Raw genomic sequence first — 18,765 nt, forward strand, 5'->3', positions numbered from 1 at the left:
TGCGCTCGGCCCTGGCTGCCTTCGAGCGGCTCGGCGCCGCCCCCTGGGCCGACCGGGCCCGCACCGAACTGCGCGCGACCGGTGAGACCACGGCCGCCCCGCCCGGCGGCGCCGACCCGCTGGCCCGGCTGACCCCTCAGGAGCTCCAGATCGTCCGGCTCGCCGCGTCCGGCGCGAGCAACCGCGACATCGCGGCCCAGCTGTTCCTCAGCCACCGCACCGTCGAGTACCACCTGTACAAGGCCTATCCCAAGCTCGGCGTGGTCTCGCGCACCGAGCTGGCCCGCTTCGCCTGATCAGCCGCGCCTGATCAGCCGCGCCCGATCCGCGCGCCGGTCAGTCCTCGTCGGCCGTGCCGGCGTCGTGCGCCTCGTCGCCGAGGCTGAGCAGCAGGGTGCGCAGGGCCGCGGCCAGGTCGTCCCGCCGGTCCCGGTCGAGGCCGGCGAGGATGCGCTGCTCGTTGTCGACGTGGGCGGTGACGGCGCGGTCGATGAGCTCGCGCCCGGCGGGGGTGAGGGCGACGACGACGGTGCGCCGGTTGGCGGGGTCGACCTCGCGCGTGACGTAGCCCTTGGCGACGAGCCGGTCCAGCCGGTTGGTGACGGCGCCCGAGGTCACCATCGAGGAGCGGGCCAGCATGCCGGCGGTCATGCCGCCGGGCGGGGCGGCGCGGCGCAGCGTGGCGAGGACGTCGAACTCGCCCCTCTCCAGCCCGAACTCGGCGAAGAGCGCCTTGAGCTCGCGCTCGGCGATCCGGGTCGCCCGGGAGAGCCGGCCCAGGATCCCCATGGGCGAGGCGTCGAGGTCCGGGCGAGCACGGGCCCACTGCTCCAGGACGAGATCGACGGCATCACGCGCCATGTGAACTCCTCAGCGTTGAACTGTTTGACGTCAAGGTAGCACTCCGCATACGGTTTTCAGCGTTGAAGATTTCAGCGTTGAAAGGTTGTTCATGAGCACCGTGTCCCCGAGCGCGCCGAGCGCGCCCACCGCGCCCCCGCGTGCGAGCGGCACGTTCGCGGTCACCGCCCTGACCGCGGCCGTGCCGGTCAGCTGGGGCACCACCTACCTGGTCACCAGCGAGTTCCTCCCGCCCGGCTATCCGCTGGTCTCGGGTGTGATCCGCGCGCTGCCCGCGGGGCTTGTCCTGCTCGCCGTCACGCGGAGGCTGCCGCGCGGAGTGTGGCTGTGGCGCTCACTGGTCCTCGGCACCCTCAACATCGGCGCGCTCTTCGCGCTGCTGTTCGCCGCCGCCTACCGGCTGCCGGGCGGCGTCGCCGCGACGCTGTTCGCCGTCCAGCCGCTGCTCGTCACCGGCCTGGCGTTCCTGCTGCTCGGCGAACGGCCGACGCGCCGCCGGCTCGGCTGGGGCCTGGCCGGGGTGGTGGGCGTCGGGCTGATCGTCCTGCGCGGCGAATTGTCCTTTGACCTGCTCGGCGTCCTCGCGGGCATCTCCGCCGCCGGCGTTATGGCCGGGGGGATCGTGCTGACCAAACGCTGGGGACGCCCCGAGGGCGTCGGCCCGTCGGCCCTTGCCGGATGGCAGCTCACCGCCGGCGGGCTCGTCCTCCTCCCCCTCGCGCTCGCGTTCGAGGGGCTTCCGTCCGGCCTGGACCTGCGCGCGGCCGGCGGCTACGCGTGGCTGTCGATCGTCGGCGCGCTGCTGTCCTACCCGATCTGGTTCCGCGGCATCGGCAGGCTGCCCGTGGTCGCCGTGTCGTTCCTCCCGCTGCTCTCGCCCGCGGTCGCCGTGATCCTCGGCCTGGTCTTCGAGGGCGAGTCACTGACGCCGCTGCAGGGCGTCGGGTTCGCGCTCGCGCTGACGACCATCGCCGCCGCGCAGCTCCCCCCCGGAGCCGTCCGCAACCTCGTCCGTCCCCCCGCCACCTCCACCGTCACCGCCAAGGGAGAATGACCGTGCGCACCGTGCTGATCACCGGAGCCACCGGAACCGTGTCCACCGCCCTCATGGACGCGCTGAGCGGGGCGGAGGTGACCCTCCGCGCCCTCGTCCGGGACGAGTCCAAGGCCGGCGGCCCGCGCGAGCGGGGCGCCGAGGTGTTCGCCGGAGACCTCGGCGACCCCCGGACGCTGCCGCCCGCCTTCGAGGGCGTGCAGGACCTCTGGCTGCTCACCCCGAACGACCCGCGCGCACCGGAGCACAACATGAACGCCCTGTGGGCCGCGCGCCAGGCCGGCGTGGAACGCGTCGTCCGCCTGTCGGTCGTCGGCGCGGCGCACCACGCGCCGAACCGCGGCGGCAGGCTGCACGCGCTGTCCGACGGCGAGACCAAGCGGTCCGGCCTGCGCTGGACGATCCTGCGCCCGCACTACTTCATGCAGAACCTGCTGAACGAGGCGGGCGACGTCGCCGCCACCGGCACGTTCTCGCTGAACATGGCCACGGCGCGGCTCGGAATGATCGACGCGCGCGACATCGCCGAGTGCGCCGCCCGCGTGCTCCTGGACGACCCCGACCGCAACCACGGCCAGACCCACACCCTCACCGGCCCCCGCTCGCTGACGTTCGACGAGGTCGCGGACCAGCTGGGCATCGTCCTCGGCAAAGAGATCAGGTACCTGCCGGTCAGCGACGGCGCCAAGCACGCGACCCTGCGCGGCCACGGCGTCCCGACATGGATCATCGACATGCTGGAGGAGTACGCGCGGGCGTACGAGACCGGCTGGGGCGACTTCACCACCGAGGCGGTCACCGGCCTGCTCGGCCGCCCGCCGCGCGACATCGCCGACTTCGCCCGTGACCACGCCGCCGCGTTCGCCTCCGCCGGCGCCGGCCTCGCGCCGCCCGGCCCGTGACTCTGGCTCGTGACTCCGGCTCGTGACTACGGTGGTGCCACGGATTCGGCCCCGTGCCCGTCCCGCCTAGCTTCGTGATCGTTGGAACGGACCGATCAGGGAGCACACGATGAGCAGAGTGATCGTTTTCGACCGGCCGGGCGGGCCCGAGGTGCTGCGCACGGCCGAGGTGCCCGAGCCCGAGCCGGGTCCCGGCGAGGTGCGCGTGCGGGTGCGGGCGGCCGGGGTCCAGCCCTTCGACATCGCGGTGGTGGAGGGCTGGCTGCCCGCCGGGGCGGAGGCCGCCTACCCGCGCACCCCCGGCAACGAGTTCGCCGGGGTGATCGACCGGGTCGGCGAGGGCGTCGGGGACTTCGCCGCGGGCGACGAGGTGCTCGGATTCAACCTGCTGAACAGCTACCGCGAGCACCTGGTCGTCCCCTCCTCGCAGGTGACCCCGAAGCCCCCGGAGATGCCATGGGAGGTGGCGGGCGGGTTCACCGCCCCCGCGCAGACCGCCTACAACGCGCTGGAGGACCTCCGGGTCGGCGAGGGCGACACCTTCCTCGTGCACGGCGCGGCGGGCGCGGTCGGCACGGTCGCGGTGCAGCTGGCGCGGCTGTGGGGTGCCACGGTGATCGGCGCGGCCCGCGAGGAGCAGCACGACTACGTCCGCTCCCTCGGCGCCTCCCCCGTCGCCTACGGCGCGGGCTTCACCGGACGCGTCCGCGCCCTGGCCCCGGAGGGCGAGGTGCACGCCGCGCTGGACGGGGTCGGCGGCGCCGCCCTCGACGCCACCCTCGACCTGGTCAAGGACAGGTCCCGCATCATCACCCTCTACGACCACGACCGCGCCGCCTCGCTGGGCGTCGGCCTGAGCCCGGCCAAGCGGACCGCCGCGCGCCTCGCCGAGATGGCCCGCCTCTACGCCGACGGCGAGATCGTCTGGCACGTCCGCGAGACCTTCCCGCTCGAACGGGCCGCCGACGCCCACCGTTCCTACAAGGCAGGCGGAATCCGGGGAAAGATCGTCCTCACGGTCGACTGAGTTCCGCGCGCGGCGCGGTGCGGGCCCCTCCGGGGCGGGCGGAGTCGTCAGCCGAGGCCGGGGGCGGCGTCGAGGCGCTGTTCCAGCCGCTCGATCCGGTCGATGAGCGGTCGCATCTGGTGCCCCACCGCGGCCGCCAGCGCCTCGGCCGGATCGCCGGACGCGGAGGCGGACGCCTGGGCGCGCAGGTGCACATAGCCGGCGAGCGCCGTGGTCACGGCGCGGCGCGTCGCCCGGGGTTCGGCGCCGAGTCCCCGCAGAACGAGGCCGGCGACACCGTCGGGTTCCGTGACGAGCCCCAGAAGCAGATGCTCGCACCCCACGTAGTTGTGCCCCAGCGCGGTCGCCTCCGTCACCGTCAGCTCCAGCGCGGCGGCCGCGGGACCGCTGAAGCGGGCCGCGGCGCCGCCGTCCGCCCCCTCGGCCGCGGCGCCCCGCCGCTCCAGATCGCGCAGGACGTGCGCGGGGTCGATCTCGATCGCGCGCAGGACGTGCAGGGCGAGGTTCCCGCCCTCCTCCACCATGCCGCCCAGCAGATGCTCGGTCCCGACCTCGGGTGCGGCGGCGGTGCGCGCGCGGGCGACCGCGAGCCCGACGACGGCGCGGGCGCGCTCGGTGAAGCGCGGCAGCCGCCCGGCGAGCTCCGCGGCGTCCGGTTCGCCGAGGACCGTCTCCCTGATGGTCGTGATCCGCCGGACGGCCTGCTCCAGGGCCCGCTGGCAGATCGCCGAGACCGGAACGCCCGCGTCCTTCACCGCCTCCGCGAGGTCGTCGGGCAGGTACACGTTGATCTTCGGCATGGCCGCGTCCTTCCGCTAGAGGGTCCCTCGACGATACCCCCTGATGTCTTTCTAAGGGGTTATCTTGCTTGAGAGGTATAACCCTTGCCGGAGGTCCGGTTCACCGCGGCGGGCGGAGTCGTGGAGACCCGATCAGGGGACGAGCAGTCCGTCCTGGACGACGTGGCGGATGTTGGCGGGGTCGGCGAGCGCGTTGATGTCGGCCAGCGGGTCGCCGTCCAGGACCAGCAGGTCGGCCAGGGCCCCGTCCCGCAGGGTGCCGATCCGGCCGCTCCTGTTGAGCAGCTCGGCGGCGGTGGACGTCGCCGAGCGGATGACGTCGATGGGCTCCTGGACCTTCGCGCGGATCCGGAACTCCTCGTTCTGGTGCCGGTGGGCGGGGCCGAGCAGGTCCGTGCCGAAGACCACCTTGACGCCGCCCCGGTGGGCGAGTTCCAGCGCGGCCATCCCCGCGTCCAGCACTCCGGCCGCCTTGCGCCGGCTGACCTCCGGCAGCCCGTAGGCGTCGCCGTCGTGCTCCATGGCCCAGTAGGTCGCCAGGGTCGGCACGAGGAACGCGCCGCGCTCCAGGAACAGCTCGACGCTGCGGTCGTCGATGTAGTTGCCGTGCTCGATGCTGCGGACCCCGGCCTCCAGGGCGCGGTTGACCGCCTGCGCGGTGTAGGCGTGCGCGGCCACGTACCGGTTGGCGGCCTCCGCCTCCTCCACGATCGCGCGCAGCTCCTCCAGCGAGTACTGGGTGGAGTCCATGCGGTCGGTGGGCGAGGCGATGCCGCCGGAGACGTTCACCTTGATGTGGTCGGCGCCCTTGCGCAGCTCGTCCCGCGTCGCGGTGCGGACCGCGTCCACGCCGTCCACGACCCGGTCGCTGCCGAGGCAGCAGCGCAGCTCGCCGGGGGTGTCGTCACCGCGCTCGCGCATGTCGCCGTGGCCGCCGGTCTGGCTCAGCCCGTGCCCGCAGAACGCCAGCCGCGGCCCCCGCAACAGCCCTTCGGCCTGCGCGTCGGCCAGCCCGAAGTCGGCGCCGGAGACGTCCCGGACGGTGGTGAAGCCGCGCTTGAGCATCCCCTCCATGATCCGCGCGGTGTGCGCAGTGAGGTAGGAGGGCGGCCAGAAGGCGAGCCTGCCGAGGTCCGCCGTGGCGGCGGTGACGTGCACGTGCGCGTCGATCAGGCCGGGCACCACCACCGCGCCCTCCAGCCGCAGCTCGGTCGCCTCGGCGGGGGCCTTCAGCCCGCGGCCGCTCTCGGCGATGCGGCCGTCGACGCACAGGAGATCGCCTTCTCGGTACTCCCCCTGCTCGACGTCGAGCAGAAGAGCGTTGCGCAACACCAGACTTGCCACCTGACACCTCCACGCACACCGTACAAGCCGTCACGATCACTGCGGGAACCCGCACCGCTTCCGGACCACCGGGAACAACAAAGGGTTGTCCGGCAAGCGCCAACCGAGTCGCTGCGCCGGTCCGGCGACGCCACCGGCGTGGGCGGCGACGTCCCGCCCGGGGCCGAATGACGCCGGCGCTTCGGTATCGGAAGCGTTAGGGGGTGTCTTCGGAATCGGTGGCGGAGAGGGTCGCGGCCCACTCCGCGGACCACCGGACGAGCGGGCGCAGCGCGCGGTTGGCGCCGTGGCCCAGCTCGGTGAGGGCGTAGGTGGTGTCCGGACGCTGCTCGACGAGGGCGGCGTCGAGCAGCTCGGTCAGCCGTTGCCGCAGCACGCTGGAGGACATGTTGTCGCAGCGCTCCCGCAACGCGCGGAACCCGACCGGCCCGTGCCGCAGTTCCCAGACGATCCGCAGGTTCCACCTGCGGCCGAACAGGTCGAGGGCGGCCATCAGTGGCCGGCCGGTGCTCGACCCTCGGACCGCCCGTCCCGGCCTGGGTGCCGCCATCCGTCGCACCGTCCCCTCTTGCCGCTTCGATATCCGAAACACTATCGTATGCCCCATTGATTCGATTTCCGAAGCGTTTTGGGGCTTTGGAAGGCGATTACCACGGTGTGCGACCGGCCGGGGTATCACGGTGGTGGTGCCGCCATGGCGACCGCCCGAGATCCCCGGGATGTTGTCGTCGCCCGCCGCTGAACGGAGGCTGTCATGCACAAGCTGCTGGTCCTGTATCCCGAGCCCACCGATCCCGACCACTTCCGCGACTACTACGTGAGCACCCATCTCCCGCTGGTCGCGCGCATGCCCGGCCTGCTCGCGTACCGCTACAGCTTCGAGGTGGCGGTGACGCATGGACAGACGCCCTACTTCGCGGTCTTCGAGGCCGAGTTCACCGACGCCGCGGCACTCGCCGCGGCGAGGGAGTCTCCGCACGGCCAGAAGGTGGCCGCCGACGTCGCCAACTACGCCACCGGTGGCGTGGTCGTCATGGACTACCCGGCGCAGACCGGCACCAGCTGAGCCCGGCCCTCAGGCACCGCAGTATCGGAGCGCTCCTGCGGCCGGTGGCGCGGCGGGAGCGTGCCGTCACCCGGGGTGCGCGGTGAGGAAGTCCCGGACCGCGGAGGCGAATCCTCGTGGGTCGTCGTCGTGGACCCAGTGACCGCATCCGGGGAATTCGCGCAGCGTGGTGTCCGGGCGCCGCGCCGCCATCTCACGTGCCATCCGGGTCGGCAGGACGGTGCTGTCGCGGCCGTGGACGAGGAGCGCGGGGCAGGTCGAGGCGAGCCAGTCGGGCCACCAGTCGCCGATCAGCGCCTCCTGCGAACGCGTCATGTCCTGGTGGTCGAACAGGAAGCCCCAGCCGTCCGGCCGCTCGACGGCGCTCTCCAGGAAGTACCCGGCGTCCGGGATTCCCCGGGCCTCCACCCGGCGGCGCAGTTCGGCCAGCGTGGGGGCGGTCTGGGGCCAGTCCCGCACGTCCAGGACCGGGTGGGCCACCTCGGGCGGCCGGTTGAGCGCCCCGCCCTCCTCGACGACCAGCGCCCGGACCAGCTCCGGATGCCGTGCCGCGAGCCGGAACGCCACGACCCCGCCCATCGAGTGGCCGAGCACCGCCAGCGGCCCCAGGTCCAGCGACCGGGCGAACGCGGCGGCGTCGGCGACATAGGCGTCCGGTGAGACGTCGTGGTGGCGCTCGCTGAGCCCGTGGCACCGCTGCTCCAGCGCGATCACCCGGAACCGCGGCGCCAGCGCGGCGGCCAGCCCGGCGAACGCCCCGGCCCTGCCGAAGTGCCCGTGCAGCGCCAGCACCGGCGTCCCCGGCCCGCCATGGTCGGCGAAGGCCAGCCGCAGCCCGCGCACAACCCTCGTTCTCAGCGTGGTCATCATCGCCCCTTCCGGTCGAGGCGTGAGCATAACGACCGTCATGCCCATTTGCATAACGATCGTCATGTCCCTAGCGTGGGGCGGACCGCCGGACCGGGAGCCCAGCCATCGCCAGACCCCGCGACCCCCAGCGCAGGACCGACCTGCTCGACGCGATCGTCGCCTACCTCGCCGGCCACGGCATCGCGGGGCTGTCCCTGCGCCCCCTGGCGCGGTCGCTGGGACACAGCACCTACGTGCTGACCCACCACTTCGCCACCAAGGACGACCTCGTCGCCGCCGTCCTCGACCACCTGGACCGGCGCCAGCGCGAGCGGCTGCGCGCCTTCCACGCCAAGGCCGGTGACCGGCCCCTCGGCGAGGTGATCCGGGCGTCCTGGCGATGGCATCTGGACGAGGACCTGCCGCTGGTGCGGCTGCTGCACGAGATCGAGGGCCTGGCCGCCGCCGGGCGCCTGCGGGGGCCCTCGGTGTCGCGGATGCTCGCCGACCGGGCCGCCTTCGTCGCGGGCGTCCTCGCCTCGCACGGCGTCCCCGCCGAGGTCGCCGAGCGCAACGCGACCTTCCTCAACGCCGCCTACGCGGGCCTGCAGACCGACTACCTGACCACCGGCGACCGGGAGCGCGTCGAGGCGGCCCTCGAACAGCTCATCGCCCTCGCCGAGGCGTGGACCCGCCCCCACCCCGGCCCCACCCCGCCGCCCCCCTGACACCGGCGGTCCCTCGCGTCAGCCGGCCACGGGCTCCCAGGCGCGGCGGAGCTGGGCGCGCAGAAGCGGCAGCGGGCTGTCGTCGGTGCCGTGCACCCGGTCGTCCAGGCGGATGACCGTCTCGCAGCGGGCCAGGTGCAGGCCCCGGGCGGCGGTGGCGGCGCCGTGGCCCGCCGCGTTGGCGACCCGGCGCGCCGCCGCCGCGCCGATCGAGATCGCGACGCCCGCGATGTCACGCGCGGGATCGGCCGCCTCCGCGTCGGCCCAGTCCAGGACCCCGGCGAGGGTGCCGTCCGGCCGCACCAGCAGATGCTCGCCCTTGAGATCGGCATGGGCGAGAACCGGGGCGCGGGCCGAGGCGGAGGACTGGGGCGGCGGCAGCGGTGCGACGGGGGCCTCGGGCAGACGGCGCCGGGCCTGGTCCGCGCGCCGTGTCAGCGCATCCCACTCGATGGGCGGCGCCTCGGGGATCCCGGCGGAGGTCACCGGCATCGCGGCGAGCGCGCGCAGGAGGGACGCCAGCTGCGCCTCACCGGCCGGCGACACCCGCCGTACCTCCGCCGACACGCCATCGAGCCGCGTGTCCACGGTGAACCCGCAGCCGGGTGCCCACTCCCCCACAGCGGCGCTCGCGGGGACGGGTACGGCGCTCCGGGCGCGGACGAGGTCCCGCAATGCGATCTCCCGGTGCAGGCGCGCGGTCGCCGCGCGATCGGGAGCCAGGCGCACCACGTACGCGTCGTCCGCCCACCAGGAGTGGTGTTCCCCGCCTTCACCGATGGGGCGCACCCGGGGCGGCTCAGGCGTCCCGAGCGCGCGCTGGACGAGATGGGCGACCCGGGCGGCACGGGGAGCGGCGGGGGCGGCCATCCCCAGATCCTTCCACGACGGGGCCCGCCCGCCGGAGCGGTCAGCCGAGGATGCCGCGGTCGTAGGCGGTGGCGACGGCGGCGGCGCGGTCCTTGGCGCGGAGCTTGCCGTAGATGTGGGTGAGGTGGCTCTTGACGGTGGCCTCGCTGATGAACAGGGTCGCGGCGATCTCCCGGTTCGAGGCTCCCCGGGCGACCAGGCGCAGCACGTCGCGCTCGCGGGCGCTCAGCGTGTCGTTGCCCGGGGAGCGCATCCGGGAGACCAGGCGGGCGGCGATGGCCGGGGACAGCACGGTCCGGCCCTGGGCGGCGGCCCGCGCGGCGTCGAAGAGGTCGTCGCGCGGGGTGTCCTTGAGCAGGTAGCCGGTCGCGCCGGCCTCGATGGCGGCGACCGTGTCGGAGTCGGTGTCGTAGGTGGTGAGCACGAGGATCCTGGTCCGCGCCGTGCGCAGGGTCAGCTCCTTGATCGCCTCGACCCCGCCGACGCCGGGCATGCGCAGGTCCATCAGGACGACGTCCGGGTCCAGCCGGGTGACGAGATCGACCGCCTCCGCTCCGTCCGCGGCCTCCCCCAGCACGGCGAAGTCCGGGGAGGACTCGAAGATGCTGCGCAGGCCGTGCCGCACGACGGGGTGGTCGTCGGCGATGATCAGGGTGATCGGGGACGGGTCAGTCATGGCGCACCAACGGTACCTGCGCGGACAGGGCGGTGCCGAGCCCCGGCGCGGACTCCAGGACGAGGGTCCCGGCGACCCGTTCGGCGCGCGCCCGCATGCCCGTGAGGCCGAAGCCGCCACCGAGGCCGCCGCCGTCGCGCACGGGTGGGGCGCTCGGGTCGAAGCCGCTTCCGTCGTCGCGGACGTCCAGGCTCACCTCGTCGTCCATGAAGGAGAGGGTGACCCCGGTCCGGCGCGCGCCCGCGTGGCGGGCGACGTTGGCCAGCGCCTCCTGGGCGATGCGCAGCAGGGCGGCCTCGATCTCGGCGTGCAGGGGCTCGACCTCCCCGGTGACGGTGAACTCGCCCCGGACGCCGGTCTCGGCCGACCAGACCTTGACGATCTTTTCCAGGGCGGCGGGCAGCGGGTCGTGCTCCAGTTGCCCGGGCCCGAGGTCCTGCACCGAGCGGCGGGCCTCGCCCAGGCTGTGCCGGGCGAGGGCGGAGGCGCGCTGGACATGGTCGCGGGTGGTGGCGAGGTCGGAGCCGTCGGCGGCGGCCTGGAGCTGCGCGATGATGCCGGTCAGCCCCTGGGCGAGCGTGTCGTGGATCTCGGCGGCCAGCCGCCCGCGCTCGTCGGCGACACCCGCCTCCCTGGCCTGGAGGAGCAGCTGGGCGTGCAGGCCGGCGTTCTCCTGGAGCGCCTGGGTGAGGCGGATGTTGGCGCGTCGCAGGTCGGCCATGGCCGCCGCCTTCGACGCGGCGTGGCCGGCCTCGGTGACCGCCATGCGGTCGAAGCCGAGGGCGAGCCCGGCGTGCAGCGCCAGCAGCGCGGCGAACCCCAGCCACTGCGCGCCCCCGGCCGGCGGGAGGCCGCCGATGTTGGAGCCGGCCATGGTGACCGCGGTGGCGAACAGCGCGGGGCGCACCAGGCGGCGGGGCAGCAGCCGCTCGGCGTCGAAGTAGCCGAGCAGCGCGTAGACGGCGAACAGCGGGTTGCACCAGGTGAGCGCGAAGCCGGCCGCCCAGCGCAGCAGGCAGTAGAGCTGCTGCGCGGGGCCGCGCGGACGGCGCCGCCTGCCGGCCAGGCTCCACCACACCTGCAGCGCGAGCGCGCCCCCGGTCAGGGCGATGGCCGCGCGCTTCTCGGCGGCGGACATCAGCGCGTCCGCGCTGACGGCCGAGAGCGCCGCGCCGATGCTCAGCAGCACGTACGGCCCGCCGTTCAGGAACCAGGACGGCCATGGCGGGACGCCGCCGGGCGCGTCCTCCCGGTCCGGCGCGTCCGCCGCGTCGTCCGGGGGCAACGCCGGGAGCCCGGTCGTCATGCCGTCCACTCCGCCGATCCACCCCGTCCTGATCATTGCCAGCGGAATCGCCGGGCGGCGATGCCCGCCAGCACCACGGTCCACACCAGCATGACCGCCAGTTGCTTCACCTCCGGCCAGCCGCCGGAGGACGCGCGGGCCAGGGCCTGGGACGCGGCGCCGAAGGGGGTGAGTTCCACGACCTGCCGCAGCGCCTGCGGCATGGACTGGACCGGGACGTAGACCCCCGCGGTGAACGCCACGGGAAAGAATAGGACGGTGGCGGTGGTGGTCGAGCCCTTGGCGGTGGGCGACAACGCGGCGATGAGCGCCCCGGCGCCCAGGGCGCCGAGCGTCACCAGGGCCAGCGTCACGGCGTAGGAGGGGAGATTGTCCGGGAGGGGGACGCCGTACACCACACGGCCCACCAGGATGACGGCGATCCCGCTGACCGGCATGGCGGCGCCGTGCAGGATCATCTGGGCCGCCAGCAGCGAGGTGGGCCGGACCGGCGTGGTCGACATGCGGCGCAGGATGCCCTTCTCCCGGTAGCCGGCGAGGGTCGGCGGCAGGGACTGGAGACCGGCCATGATCATGCCGAGCAGCACGGTCACCGGGACGTACAGGTCGATGGTCCGCGCCCCGCCGGGGGCCGAGCCCTCGGCGCGGAAGGACGGGACCAGGCCGATCAGGACCAGCAGCAGGGTGGGGAAGCCGAGCACCCAGAACATGCCGGCCGGCTCGCGGCTCAGCAGCCGGGCCTCGGCCTTCAGCATGGCGATGGAGGCGGACATCTCAGTGCTCCTCTCGGGTGAGGTCGAGGTAGGCGTCGTCGAGCGTGGCGTTCTCCACGCGCAGGCCGTGCGCGGTGATGCCGTTGCGGGCGAGCAGGGACATCAGCGCCTCGACGGTCTGGTCGGTCCCGGCGATCTCCAGGCGCCCGTCCTCGGCGCGCCGCACGCTCCGGATCGCGGGCAGGGCGGCCAGCGCCTCGTCGTCCGGTGCCCGCGAGGGGACGAAGGAGACGACCGTGGCGTTGCGGGCGCTTCCGATGAGCCCTGCGGGGGTGTCCAGGGCGGCCAGGGTGCCCGCACGGAGCACGGCCACGCGGTCGCACAGGCGCTGGGCCTCCTCCATGAAGTGGGTGACCAGCAGGATCGTCACGCCGCCGTCCCGGACGTCGGCGATCAGCTCCCAGACATCGCGGCGCGCGTGCGGGTCCAGGCCCGTGGTCAGCTCGTCCAGGACCAGCACCCGGGGGCGGCCGATCAGCGCCAGCGCGATGAAGAGGCGCTGTTTCTGCCCGCCGGACAGTCCGCCGAACGGGTCGCCGAGCCGTTCGGCGAGGCCGAGCCGCTCGGCCGGGTCACGCCAGTCCACCGGGTCCTTGTAGAAGGCGCTGTAGAGTTCCAGCGCCTCGCGGACGGTCAGCTTGTCCTGCAGATCGCTGTGCTGGAGCTGGACGCCGAGGATCGGCGTGACGCGCTTCCGGTCGGTGGCCGGGTTCATTCCCGCCACCCGGACGTCACCGGAGTCGGGTCTGCGCAGCCCCACGACGCATTCGACGGTGGTGGTCTTGCCCGCCCCGTTGGGGCCGAGCAGGCCGAAGATCTCGCCTTCCGGGATGGAGAAGGACACCCCGTCCACCACGGTCCGGCGGCCGTAGGACTTTCTCAGCCGGTCGACTTCGATGATCGCCATGCCTGAGGTTCCCGTGCGGCGCCCTCGCCGGGCATCGCCCATCGCGCTGGAACCGGCATCAACCGATCGGATGATGGCGGCCTACGACCGGGCGACCGTCCGCCCCCCGCGCGTGAGGGTGGATCAGGAGCGGGGCGCGTACATGATGACCGCGACCCCGGCCAGGCATACCACCGCGCCGATCACGTCCCACCGGTCGGGCCTGAACCCGTCCACGACCATGCCCCAGGCCAGCGACCCGGCGACGAACACGCCACCGTAGGCGGCGAGGATCCGCCCGAAGTTCGCGTCGGGCTGCAGGGTCGCGACGAAGCCGTAGACGCCCAGGGCGACGACGCCGGCGCCGATCCACCAGGCCCCGCGGTGCTCGCGCACACCCTGCCACACCAGCCAGGCGCCTCCGATCTCGGCGACGGCGGCCAGGGCGAACAGGACCAGGGAACGCGCGATCGTCATGGACCGCACCGTAGCAATCCGTGGCCGCGGCCGTTCGCCCTGTTCATCGCACCCTTTCCCGACGGCGGATTTGTGCCTCTCATCACTTCGAACAACGCTTTGCCATTTCCGGAACGATGCATTTATCACAATTCACAAAATGCACTTCCGCTGATCAGCTTCCTTTGTCCGCGTTCGGTCACCGATCTTGTTTTCCGGGGAATGACAAGTGCGAATAAGGGGTGATGTCGGCGATGGGCCGGCAGCGAAAGGAGAACGGTCGGATGCGCATCAGGACGATCCTCACGACGATGACGCTGCTCGGTGCCGCGCTGCACCCCGCCGTGGCGTCGGCCGCGCCGGCCACGGGCGGCACGAACGCGACCTGTCCGGACGAACGGACCGGCGGGGCGTTGACCGTCACCGTGAACGGCACGACCGGCAACGACAACATCTGGGCCTCCAACGGCCAGGTCATCTCCGCCCAGGCCGGTGACGACCGGGTCTTCCTCGACCAGATCACCGACGGCCCGTTCGGCTCGGACGTGGTGGTCTGCGGGGACGGCGAGAACGACTGGATCGGCTACTTCCTGGCCCAGCCGACCGGATCGGTCGCCGCCCGCGGCGGCACCGGGGCCGACACCCTGCTCGGCGGCAGCAACAATGACTACCTCAACGGCAACGCCGGCACCGACAACCTCTTCGGCAACGACGGTGACGACCGGCTGAAGGGCGAGGACGGCAACGACAACCTCTGGGGCGGTGACGGCAACGACGTCATCGACGGCGGTGGGGGCCATGACGTCATCGACGGCGGTCCCGGCCACGACAAGTGCATCGGCGGCGAGGGCACCCTCTACACGGTGAACTGCGAAGAGATCTCCTGAGCGGCCGATCCCCGAGACCGGTGCCGCGCCCGTCCGGCGATGCCCCCCATGGCCGGGTCATCGCCGGGCGGGTCGCCCGCCCCTCACGGGGAGATCTCGACGACGGCCTTCCGGTGATCGTCGTCGGTGACGTGGGTGAGCAGGTAGTGGGCGAGGTCGGCGCGCGAGATGGCCTTGGGCTTGGTGAGATGGCCGTTCGCCGCCGTCCGGTACCGTCCGGTCAGCGGGCCGTCGGTGAGCATCGGCGCGCGGACGACGGTCCAGTCGACGTCGCTGGCCGCGAGCTTCTGCTCCATCCTGACCATGTCGGCGTAGGCGTGCTTGTAGCGGGGCCCGATGACGTACTTCGTGACCAGCCGCTGGAGCGCCGGGACCTCGGGCGTGATCTCGACCCCCGCCGACGACAGGCAGATGAGGCGGCGCACGGGACCGGGACGCATGGCCGCCAGGATGTTCGATACCCCCTCGGAGTAGACGGTGGTCGGGTTCTTGCGGTCGGTGCTGCCCAGGCACGACATGATCGCGTGCTGGCCGGCGACGGCTGACCGCCATGAGCTCGGCTCCAGCACGTCGCCGCGCAGGACGGTCAGATGGGCGTGTTCGATCCCAAGGCGCCTGCGGGTCAGCACGGTGACGTCGTGCCCGGCGACCAGCGCCTGCTCCAGCAACTGCGCGCCGGTGCCGCCGGTGACACCGAAGATCATGAGTTTCATGCGCCGGCCAGGGCCTGGACCACGGCGACGGCGACATCGCGCTGTCCCTCCAGCGTGAGGTGCACGCCGTCGGGAAGGTGCGGGTCGTCGCCCGAGTGCGGGAGGGACCGCGTGTCGACGGTGGGCTCGGGCTCGCGGAGCAGGAACTCGGCGACGGCGTCGATGTCCTCGTTCGCCCAGCTGAGCCCGGCCCGCTGGAAGTGCGTGTACTCGGCGACCCGCGCCTCGTCCACGGCGGAGGGCGTCAGCCACGTCCAGCGCAGGGGACCCCGCCGCCCGGCGAGGTCGCGCAGGGCCCGCAGGTTGCGTTCGGTCTCCGACAGGCTGACCAGGGACGGTCCGCCGGGGCCCAGCCGCTGGACGTCGTTGGCCCCCAGCATGCACAGCACCTGGTCGGGGCGCTGGAACGCCAGGCCGGGGAGCAGGGTGAGGGCCTGGGTGGTGCTGGATCCGGAGACGGCGAGGTTGGTGAGCCGGATCGACTCGGCGGGCCGCCGCAGCGCCAGGAGGTGACGCAGGATCTCGAACCACGACAGCCGGTCGGCCGTCGTGCTCTCGCCGATCGCGACGATGTGCTGGTCCGCCTCGAAGGGCAGCCGGTCCACCAGCTCGCCGAACCCGGGCCGGGCCAGGAGCTCCCCGGCGACCTCGCGGACCTGGTCCTCGAACCCGGCGAGCATCGCCCGGTAGGCGTCGAGGTCGAGGCCGAACAGCTCGGCGACGCGGGTCTCCTCCACCCGGCCGAGGTAGAACAGGGACTTTCCGGGCTGTTGGAACCGGACCAGCCGCTCGGTGAGCGCGGTCCTGTCGGCCGTCTGCGATTCGGTTCCGGGGTTCGTGCCGCTCATTCCGATTCCTTCCTGGGTGCGGGCCTGCCGAAGGGCGGGGTTCCCGCGAGCTTGCCGCCGTCGATGGGGAGGGTCGCGCCGGTGATGAAGGACGAGGCGTCCGAGCACAGCCACACCGCCGCGTCCGCGACCTCGCGGGGGAGGCCGACGCGCTTCATGGGCATGGCCCGCCCGGCGCCCTGCCGCGCCTGCTCGCCGGCCCGCTCGAGCTGCTCGGTGAGGATCGGGCCCGGGGCCAGCGCGTTGACGCGCACCCCGGCCTCGGCGTAGTCGAGGGCCGCCGTCCGGGTGAGCCCGACGAGGGCGAACTTGGCCGAGACGTAGCCGGCCAGGCCGCCGACCGCCTGCAGGCCCGCGGTGGACGACATGTTGACGATCGCTCCCCCGCCGCTTTCGAGCATGGCGGGGATCTCGTACTTCAGGGCCAGGAAGACGCCGCGCAGGTTGACGTCGAGCGTGCGGTCGAAGTCGGCGACGTCCATGTCGGCCAGCGGGACGGGCGGCGCGCCGCCGCCGGCGTTGTTGATCGCGGCGTCGAGCCGGCCGAACTCCTTGAGCGTCCGCTGGACGAGCGCCTCGACGGCGGCGGGGTCGGTCACGTCGGTCGGGACGGCCAGGGCCCGTCCGCCGTCGGCGGCGATCTCGCCGGCCAGGGCGTCGAGGGCGCCGGCGTCACGGGCGGCCAGGACCACGGCGGCGCCGGCCTCGTGCAGGGCCTTGGCGCTGGTCGCGCCGATGCCGCGGCTGGCACCGGTCACGATCGCCACGCGGCCGTCCAGGGGTCGAAGGCTGGTCATGATGATCCTTTCGAGGTTTCAGGCGGCGCGGCGGAGCAGCCACACCGAGGTGACGATGCTCCACAGCAGGGCGGTGAACCGTCCGAGCGGCAGCAGGAAGCTGGCGGGCTCGGACACGAGGGCGGCGGCGGCCACCAGCGACAGCGCGGCCGAGATCCAGCCGAGGACGGCGAGGGCGCGGGGCAGGCCGAGCGAGGCCGTCGCGACCGCGACGAGCGTGCCGAGGAAGACCACGTGCATCGCGCCGCCCGCCACGAACGACAGCTCGTGCAGGGTGGTCACGACGTTGTCCGGTGTGCCGTCGGCGACGAGCGCGACGCTGCACATGCCGGAGACCAGCAGGAACACCGCCGCGATCGAGCCGGCGGCCAGGGCCAGCAGGCTGCCGGCGCGGTCGCGGACGCGGCCGGCGAGCCCCGCGGTGAACGCCGCCAGGGCGAGGGCCGACAGCGTGTGCAGCAGCCCGAGCGCGCGGACCTGCCCGGTGTTGTCGGCGAAGTAGCCCTTGATCACGGCTTCGGACTCGTAGGGCGAGGGGAACGTCCGGCTGCTCAGCGCCGTGGAGACGATGAGCCCGGCGATGAACAGCACGGCGAACGCGATCCCCGCCGGCGGCAGGCGCCGCTCGAACGGGCCGGGCGGTTGATCAGGCATGATGCCTCCGAGTTCGGATGCTAGAATTCGTTGGACAGACAGTAAATCCAACTTAGGGAGGCGGTCAAGCCGATGAGCCCGCGCAACTACCGCTCCGACAAGCGCACGGCGGCGGCCGAGGAGACACGGCTCCGCGTGCTGACCGCCGCCCGGACCCTGCTGTCGGGCGCGTCGACGACGCAGGTCTCGGTGGACGCGGTCGCGAAGGCGGCCGACGTGTCGCGCCAGACCGTCTACAACGCCTTCGGCTCGAAGTCCGGCCTGCTGGAGGCCCTGTTCGACTCCATCGCGAGCCAGTCGGGGATGGACCTGCAGCCCGCGTTCACCGCACCCGACCTGACCACGGCCCTGGACCATTTCAGCGAGGCGTTCTGCGTCTTCTGGGCCTCGGACCCGCTCGTGATCCGCAGGCTGCACGGGATGGCCGTCCTGGACCGCGTCCTGGACCGCCTCCTGCGCGACCGCAACGAGATGCGCCGATCGGCGCTGGTCAGCCTGCTGGAGCGCTTCGGCGCCGGGACCGGGCCCGACACGGTCGACATGATCTGGCAGCTCACGAGCTTCGAGACCTACGACTCCCTCACCGGCGCGGACGCCTCCCGCGACACCGCGCAGGCGGCCCGCCTCATCGCCGCCGCCGCGGTCGCCTTCCACGAGCGGACGGCGTGACGCGTCTCACGGCGCCGCCGCCTCCGGAGCGTCGAGTCCGAGCGCCGGGAGGACGCCGCTCACCAGCGTGACGGCGACCGCTTCCGGCACGTCCGGCTCCTGGTCGAAGTAGTGCAGGAAACCCTGCTGGAAGCAGCCGCCCATCAGCAGCGCCGCGACGGCGTCCGGGTCGGCCCCGGCCGCGACGCGGCCCCGCTCCCGCTCGGCGCGCAGGTACGCGGCGAGGACGCTCACCGGGTGCCGCGGCCCGGCGCCGTACCTGCCGAGCGCCTCCCGCGCCGCGGCCATCAGCCGAGGCTGCGCCACCATCGAGGCCATCATCGGGAAGGCGTCCCGGTAGAAGCGCAGCGCACCGTGGGCGAGGGCGACCAGGTTCGCCTCCACGGTCGCCTCGCCCGGCACGGCGGCGCCCGGGAAGGCGGGCATCCGCTCCCGCAGGACGAACAGGAGGATCTCCTCCTTGTCGCGGAAGTGCTTGTAGAGCAGGGCTTCGGAGTACCCGGCGGCGCGGGCGATCTGCTTGGTCGTGGCGTGCGCCACCCCGTGCTCCCGCATGACCTCGGCGGCCGCGTCCAGGATCCGCTCTCGCGCGCTCACGC

General features: G+C 73.3%; 24 protein-coding genes. 8 read left to right on the forward strand and 16 right to left on the reverse strand.

Annotated features, from left to right (window positions below):
- Positions 1-296 (forward strand): helix-turn-helix domain-containing protein (locus E1291_RS13940; protein WP_131738211.1); only part of this gene is annotated, 296 nt, incomplete at its 5' end.
- Between the two features lie 40 nt (positions 297-336).
- On the opposite strand, the gene E1291_RS13945 is transcribed toward E1291_RS13940, so the two are convergent.
- A complete protein-coding gene (locus E1291_RS13945) occupies positions 337-861 on the reverse strand; it encodes a MarR family winged helix-turn-helix transcriptional regulator (RefSeq protein ID WP_131738212.1) in 525 nt (174 codons plus the stop codon).
- Between the two features lie 91 nt (positions 862-952).
- Here E1291_RS13945 and E1291_RS13950 point away from each other — a divergent pair, with 91 nt between their 5' ends.
- The 3 genes from E1291_RS13950 (at position 953) to E1291_RS13960 (ending at position 3,844) form a co-directional block, all read left to right on the forward strand.
- Positions 953-1,915, forward strand: coding sequence for an EamA family transporter (locus tag E1291_RS13950; RefSeq protein ID WP_131738213.1), 963 nt, complete (start codon positions 953-955; stop codon positions 1,913-1,915).
- Complete coding sequence (locus E1291_RS13955) at positions 1,912-2,817, forward strand: NmrA family NAD(P)-binding protein (RefSeq protein ID WP_131738214.1); 906 nt, start codon at positions 1,912-1,914, stop codon at positions 2,815-2,817. The genes E1291_RS13950 and E1291_RS13955 overlap by 4 nt, the downstream gene beginning before the upstream one ends.
- Positions 2,818-2,926: 109 nt before the next feature.
- Entirely contained in the window at positions 2,927-3,844 is a 918-nt protein-coding gene (locus E1291_RS13960) for a quinone oxidoreductase family protein (RefSeq protein WP_131738215.1), read from the forward strand.
- A gap of 47 nt (positions 3,845-3,891) precedes the next feature.
- Here E1291_RS13960 and E1291_RS13965 read toward each other — a convergent pair whose 3' ends face one another.
- The 3 genes from E1291_RS13965 to E1291_RS13975 all read right to left on the reverse strand — a co-directional run bounded on the left by E1291_RS13965 (position 3,892) and on the right by E1291_RS13975 (position 6,538).
- Positions 3,892-4,644: a Clp protease N-terminal domain-containing protein gene (locus E1291_RS13965; protein ID WP_131738216.1), complete on the reverse strand. Its 753-nt coding sequence runs from the start codon at positions 4,642-4,644 to the stop codon at positions 3,892-3,894.
- A gap of 132 nt (positions 4,645-4,776) precedes the next feature.
- Positions 4,777-5,988, reverse strand: a complete 1,212-nt coding sequence (locus E1291_RS13970; protein ID WP_131738217.1) for a metal-dependent hydrolase family protein — start codon at positions 5,986-5,988, stop codon at positions 4,777-4,779.
- A gap of 196 nt (positions 5,989-6,184) precedes the next feature.
- Positions 6,185-6,538 carry a winged helix-turn-helix transcriptional regulator gene (locus E1291_RS13975; RefSeq protein ID WP_242614132.1) on the reverse strand — a complete coding sequence of 118 codons (354 nt, stop codon included), beginning with the start codon at positions 6,536-6,538 and terminating at the stop codon, positions 6,185-6,187.
- A 204-nt stretch (positions 6,539-6,742) separates the two neighbouring features.
- On the opposite strand from E1291_RS13975, the gene E1291_RS13980 reads away from it, so the two are divergent.
- Positions 6,743-7,054 (forward strand): EthD family reductase, encoded by a 312-nt coding sequence (locus E1291_RS13980; protein WP_131738218.1) that lies wholly within the window; start codon positions 6,743-6,745, stop codon positions 7,052-7,054.
- A gap of 66 nt (positions 7,055-7,120) precedes the next feature.
- Here the strand turns inward: E1291_RS13980 and E1291_RS13985 are convergent, their stop codons facing one another.
- The gene (locus tag E1291_RS13985) at positions 7,121-7,921 is read right to left on the reverse strand and encodes an alpha/beta fold hydrolase (protein ID WP_131738219.1); all 801 of its coding nucleotides are present in this window, start codon (positions 7,919-7,921) and stop codon (positions 7,121-7,123) included.
- A 155-nt stretch (positions 7,922-8,076) separates the two neighbouring features.
- On the opposite strand from E1291_RS13985, the gene E1291_RS13990 reads away from it, so the two are divergent.
- Complete coding sequence (locus E1291_RS13990; RefSeq protein WP_278045258.1) at positions 8,077-8,631, forward strand: TetR/AcrR family transcriptional regulator; 555 nt, start codon at positions 8,077-8,079, stop codon at positions 8,629-8,631.
- Between the two features lie 18 nt (positions 8,632-8,649).
- Here E1291_RS13990 and E1291_RS13995 read toward each other — a convergent pair whose 3' ends face one another.
- The 6 genes from E1291_RS13995 to E1291_RS14020 all read right to left on the reverse strand — a co-directional run bounded on the left by E1291_RS13995 (position 8,650) and on the right by E1291_RS14020 (position 13,619).
- Positions 8,650-9,501, reverse strand: coding sequence for a phosphotransferase family protein (locus E1291_RS13995; RefSeq protein ID WP_131738221.1), 852 nt, complete (start codon positions 9,499-9,501; stop codon positions 8,650-8,652).
- Positions 9,502-9,541: 40 nt separating this feature from the next.
- Positions 9,542-10,177, reverse strand: a complete 636-nt coding sequence (locus E1291_RS14000; RefSeq protein WP_131738222.1) for a response regulator — start codon at positions 10,175-10,177, stop codon at positions 9,542-9,544.
- A complete protein-coding gene (locus tag E1291_RS14005; protein WP_131738223.1) occupies positions 10,170-11,483 on the reverse strand; it encodes a sensor histidine kinase in 1,314 nt (437 codons plus the stop codon). The genes E1291_RS14000 and E1291_RS14005 overlap by 8 nt, the downstream gene beginning before the upstream one ends.
- 32 nt (positions 11,484-11,515) lie before the next feature.
- The gene (locus tag E1291_RS14010) at positions 11,516-12,256 is read right to left on the reverse strand and encodes an ABC transporter permease (protein ID WP_131738224.1); all 741 of its coding nucleotides are present in this window, start codon (positions 12,254-12,256) and stop codon (positions 11,516-11,518) included.
- 1 nt (position 12,257) lies between these two features.
- Complete coding sequence (locus E1291_RS14015) at positions 12,258-13,163, reverse strand: ABC transporter ATP-binding protein (protein WP_131738225.1); 906 nt, start codon at positions 13,161-13,163, stop codon at positions 12,258-12,260.
- Between the two features lie 123 nt (positions 13,164-13,286).
- Positions 13,287-13,619 (reverse strand): YnfA family protein, encoded by a 333-nt coding sequence (locus tag E1291_RS14020; RefSeq protein WP_131738226.1) that lies wholly within the window; start codon positions 13,617-13,619, stop codon positions 13,287-13,289.
- A 263-nt stretch (positions 13,620-13,882) separates the two neighbouring features.
- Here E1291_RS14020 and E1291_RS14025 point away from each other — a divergent pair, with 263 nt between their 5' ends.
- On the forward strand, positions 13,883-14,485 hold the full coding sequence (locus E1291_RS14025) for a calcium-binding protein (protein ID WP_165495104.1): 603 nt from the start codon (positions 13,883-13,885) through the stop codon (positions 14,483-14,485).
- 83 nt (positions 14,486-14,568) lie between these two features.
- Here the strand turns inward: E1291_RS14025 and E1291_RS14030 are convergent, their stop codons facing one another.
- The 4 genes from E1291_RS14030 to E1291_RS14045 are packed head-to-tail and all read right to left on the reverse strand — an operon-like array spanning position 14,569 to position 17,497.
- A complete protein-coding gene (locus tag E1291_RS14030) occupies positions 14,569-15,189 on the reverse strand; it encodes an NAD(P)-dependent oxidoreductase (protein WP_165495105.1) in 621 nt (206 codons plus the stop codon).
- 5 nt (positions 15,190-15,194) lie between these two features.
- Entirely contained in the window at positions 15,195-16,046 is an 852-nt protein-coding gene (locus tag E1291_RS14035) for an SGNH/GDSL hydrolase family protein (protein WP_131738229.1), read from the reverse strand.
- Positions 16,043-16,843: an SDR family NAD(P)-dependent oxidoreductase gene (locus tag E1291_RS14040; RefSeq protein WP_131738230.1), complete on the reverse strand. Its 801-nt coding sequence runs from the start codon at positions 16,841-16,843 to the stop codon at positions 16,043-16,045. The genes E1291_RS14035 and E1291_RS14040 overlap by 4 nt, the downstream gene beginning before the upstream one ends.
- An 18-nt stretch (positions 16,844-16,861) precedes the next feature.
- Entirely contained in the window at positions 16,862-17,497 is a 636-nt protein-coding gene (locus tag E1291_RS14045; protein ID WP_131738231.1) for a hypothetical protein, read from the reverse strand.
- Positions 17,498-17,569: 72 nt separating this feature from the next.
- Here E1291_RS14045 and E1291_RS14050 point away from each other — a divergent pair, with 72 nt between their 5' ends.
- Entirely contained in the window at positions 17,570-18,166 is a 597-nt protein-coding gene (locus E1291_RS14050; RefSeq protein ID WP_131738232.1) for a TetR/AcrR family transcriptional regulator, read from the forward strand.
- Between the two features lie 6 nt (positions 18,167-18,172).
- Here the strand turns inward: E1291_RS14050 and E1291_RS14055 are convergent, their stop codons facing one another.
- Positions 18,173-18,763, reverse strand: coding sequence for a TetR/AcrR family transcriptional regulator (locus tag E1291_RS14055; RefSeq protein WP_131738233.1), 591 nt, complete (start codon positions 18,761-18,763; stop codon positions 18,173-18,175).
- Between the last annotated feature and the right edge of the window lie 2 nt (positions 18,764-18,765).

This window comes from Actinomadura roseirufa, from assembly GCF_900659635.1.
Classification (GTDB): domain Bacteria; phylum Actinomycetota; class Actinomycetes; order Streptosporangiales; family Streptosporangiaceae; genus Spirillospora; species Spirillospora roseirufa.

What these genes read in the sequence shown, in the direction of transcription:
- E1291_RS13965 (WP_131738216.1), bottom strand. Translation starts at nt 4,644, where the DNA reads ATGCCGAAGATCAACGTGTACCTGCCCGACGACCTCGCGGAGGCGGTG.
- E1291_RS14040 (WP_131738230.1), bottom strand. Translation starts at nt 16,843, where the DNA reads ATGACCAGCCTTCGACCCCTGGACGGCCGCGTGGCGATCGTGACCGGT.
- E1291_RS14015 (WP_131738225.1), bottom strand. Translation starts at nt 13,163, where the DNA reads ATGGCGATCATCGAAGTCGACCGGCTGAGAAAGTCCTACGGCCGCCGG.
- E1291_RS13950 (WP_131738213.1), top strand. Translation starts at nt 953, where the DNA reads ATGAGCACCGTGTCCCCGAGCGCGCCGAGCGCGCCCACCGCGCCCCCG.
- E1291_RS13980 (WP_131738218.1), top strand. Translation starts at nt 6,743, where the DNA reads ATGCACAAGCTGCTGGTCCTGTATCCCGAGCCCACCGATCCCGACCAC.
- E1291_RS14050 (WP_131738232.1), top strand. Translation starts at nt 17,570, where the DNA reads ATGAGCCCGCGCAACTACCGCTCCGACAAGCGCACGGCGGCGGCCGAG.
- E1291_RS14000 (WP_131738222.1), bottom strand. Translation starts at nt 10,177, where the DNA reads ATGACTGACCCGTCCCCGATCACCCTGATCATCGCCGACGACCACCCC.
- E1291_RS14020 (WP_131738226.1), bottom strand. Translation starts at nt 13,619, where the DNA reads ATGACGATCGCGCGTTCCCTGGTCCTGTTCGCCCTGGCCGCCGTCGCC.
- E1291_RS14005 (WP_131738223.1), bottom strand. Translation starts at nt 11,483, where the DNA reads ATGACGACCGGGCTCCCGGCGTTGCCCCCGGACGACGCGGCGGACGCG.
- E1291_RS14030 (WP_165495105.1), bottom strand. Translation starts at nt 15,189, where the DNA reads ATGATCTTCGGTGTCACCGGCGGCACCGGCGCGCAGTTGCTGGAGCAG.
- E1291_RS13975 (WP_242614132.1), bottom strand. Translation starts at nt 6,538, where the DNA reads ATGGCGGCACCCAGGCCGGGACGGGCGGTCCGAGGGTCGAGCACCGGC.
- E1291_RS13955 (WP_131738214.1), top strand. Translation starts at nt 1,912, where the DNA reads ATGACCGTGCGCACCGTGCTGATCACCGGAGCCACCGGAACCGTGTCC.
- E1291_RS13985 (WP_131738219.1), bottom strand. Translation starts at nt 7,921, where the DNA reads ATGACCACGCTGAGAACGAGGGTTGTGCGCGGGCTGCGGCTGGCCTTC.
- E1291_RS13995 (WP_131738221.1), bottom strand. Translation starts at nt 9,501, where the DNA reads ATGGCCGCCCCCGCCGCTCCCCGTGCCGCCCGGGTCGCCCATCTCGTC.
- E1291_RS14045 (WP_131738231.1), bottom strand. Translation starts at nt 17,497, where the DNA reads ATGCCTGATCAACCGCCCGGCCCGTTCGAGCGGCGCCTGCCGCCGGCG.
- E1291_RS14010 (WP_131738224.1), bottom strand. Translation starts at nt 12,256, where the DNA reads ATGTCCGCCTCCATCGCCATGCTGAAGGCCGAGGCCCGGCTGCTGAGC.
- E1291_RS13945 (WP_131738212.1), bottom strand. Translation starts at nt 861, where the DNA reads ATGGCGCGTGATGCCGTCGATCTCGTCCTGGAGCAGTGGGCCCGTGCT.
- E1291_RS14035 (WP_131738229.1), bottom strand. Translation starts at nt 16,046, where the DNA reads ATGAGCGGCACGAACCCCGGAACCGAATCGCAGACGGCCGACAGGACC.
- E1291_RS13960 (WP_131738215.1), top strand. Translation starts at nt 2,927, where the DNA reads ATGAGCAGAGTGATCGTTTTCGACCGGCCGGGCGGGCCCGAGGTGCTG.
- E1291_RS14025 (WP_165495104.1), top strand. Translation starts at nt 13,883, where the DNA reads ATGCGCATCAGGACGATCCTCACGACGATGACGCTGCTCGGTGCCGCG.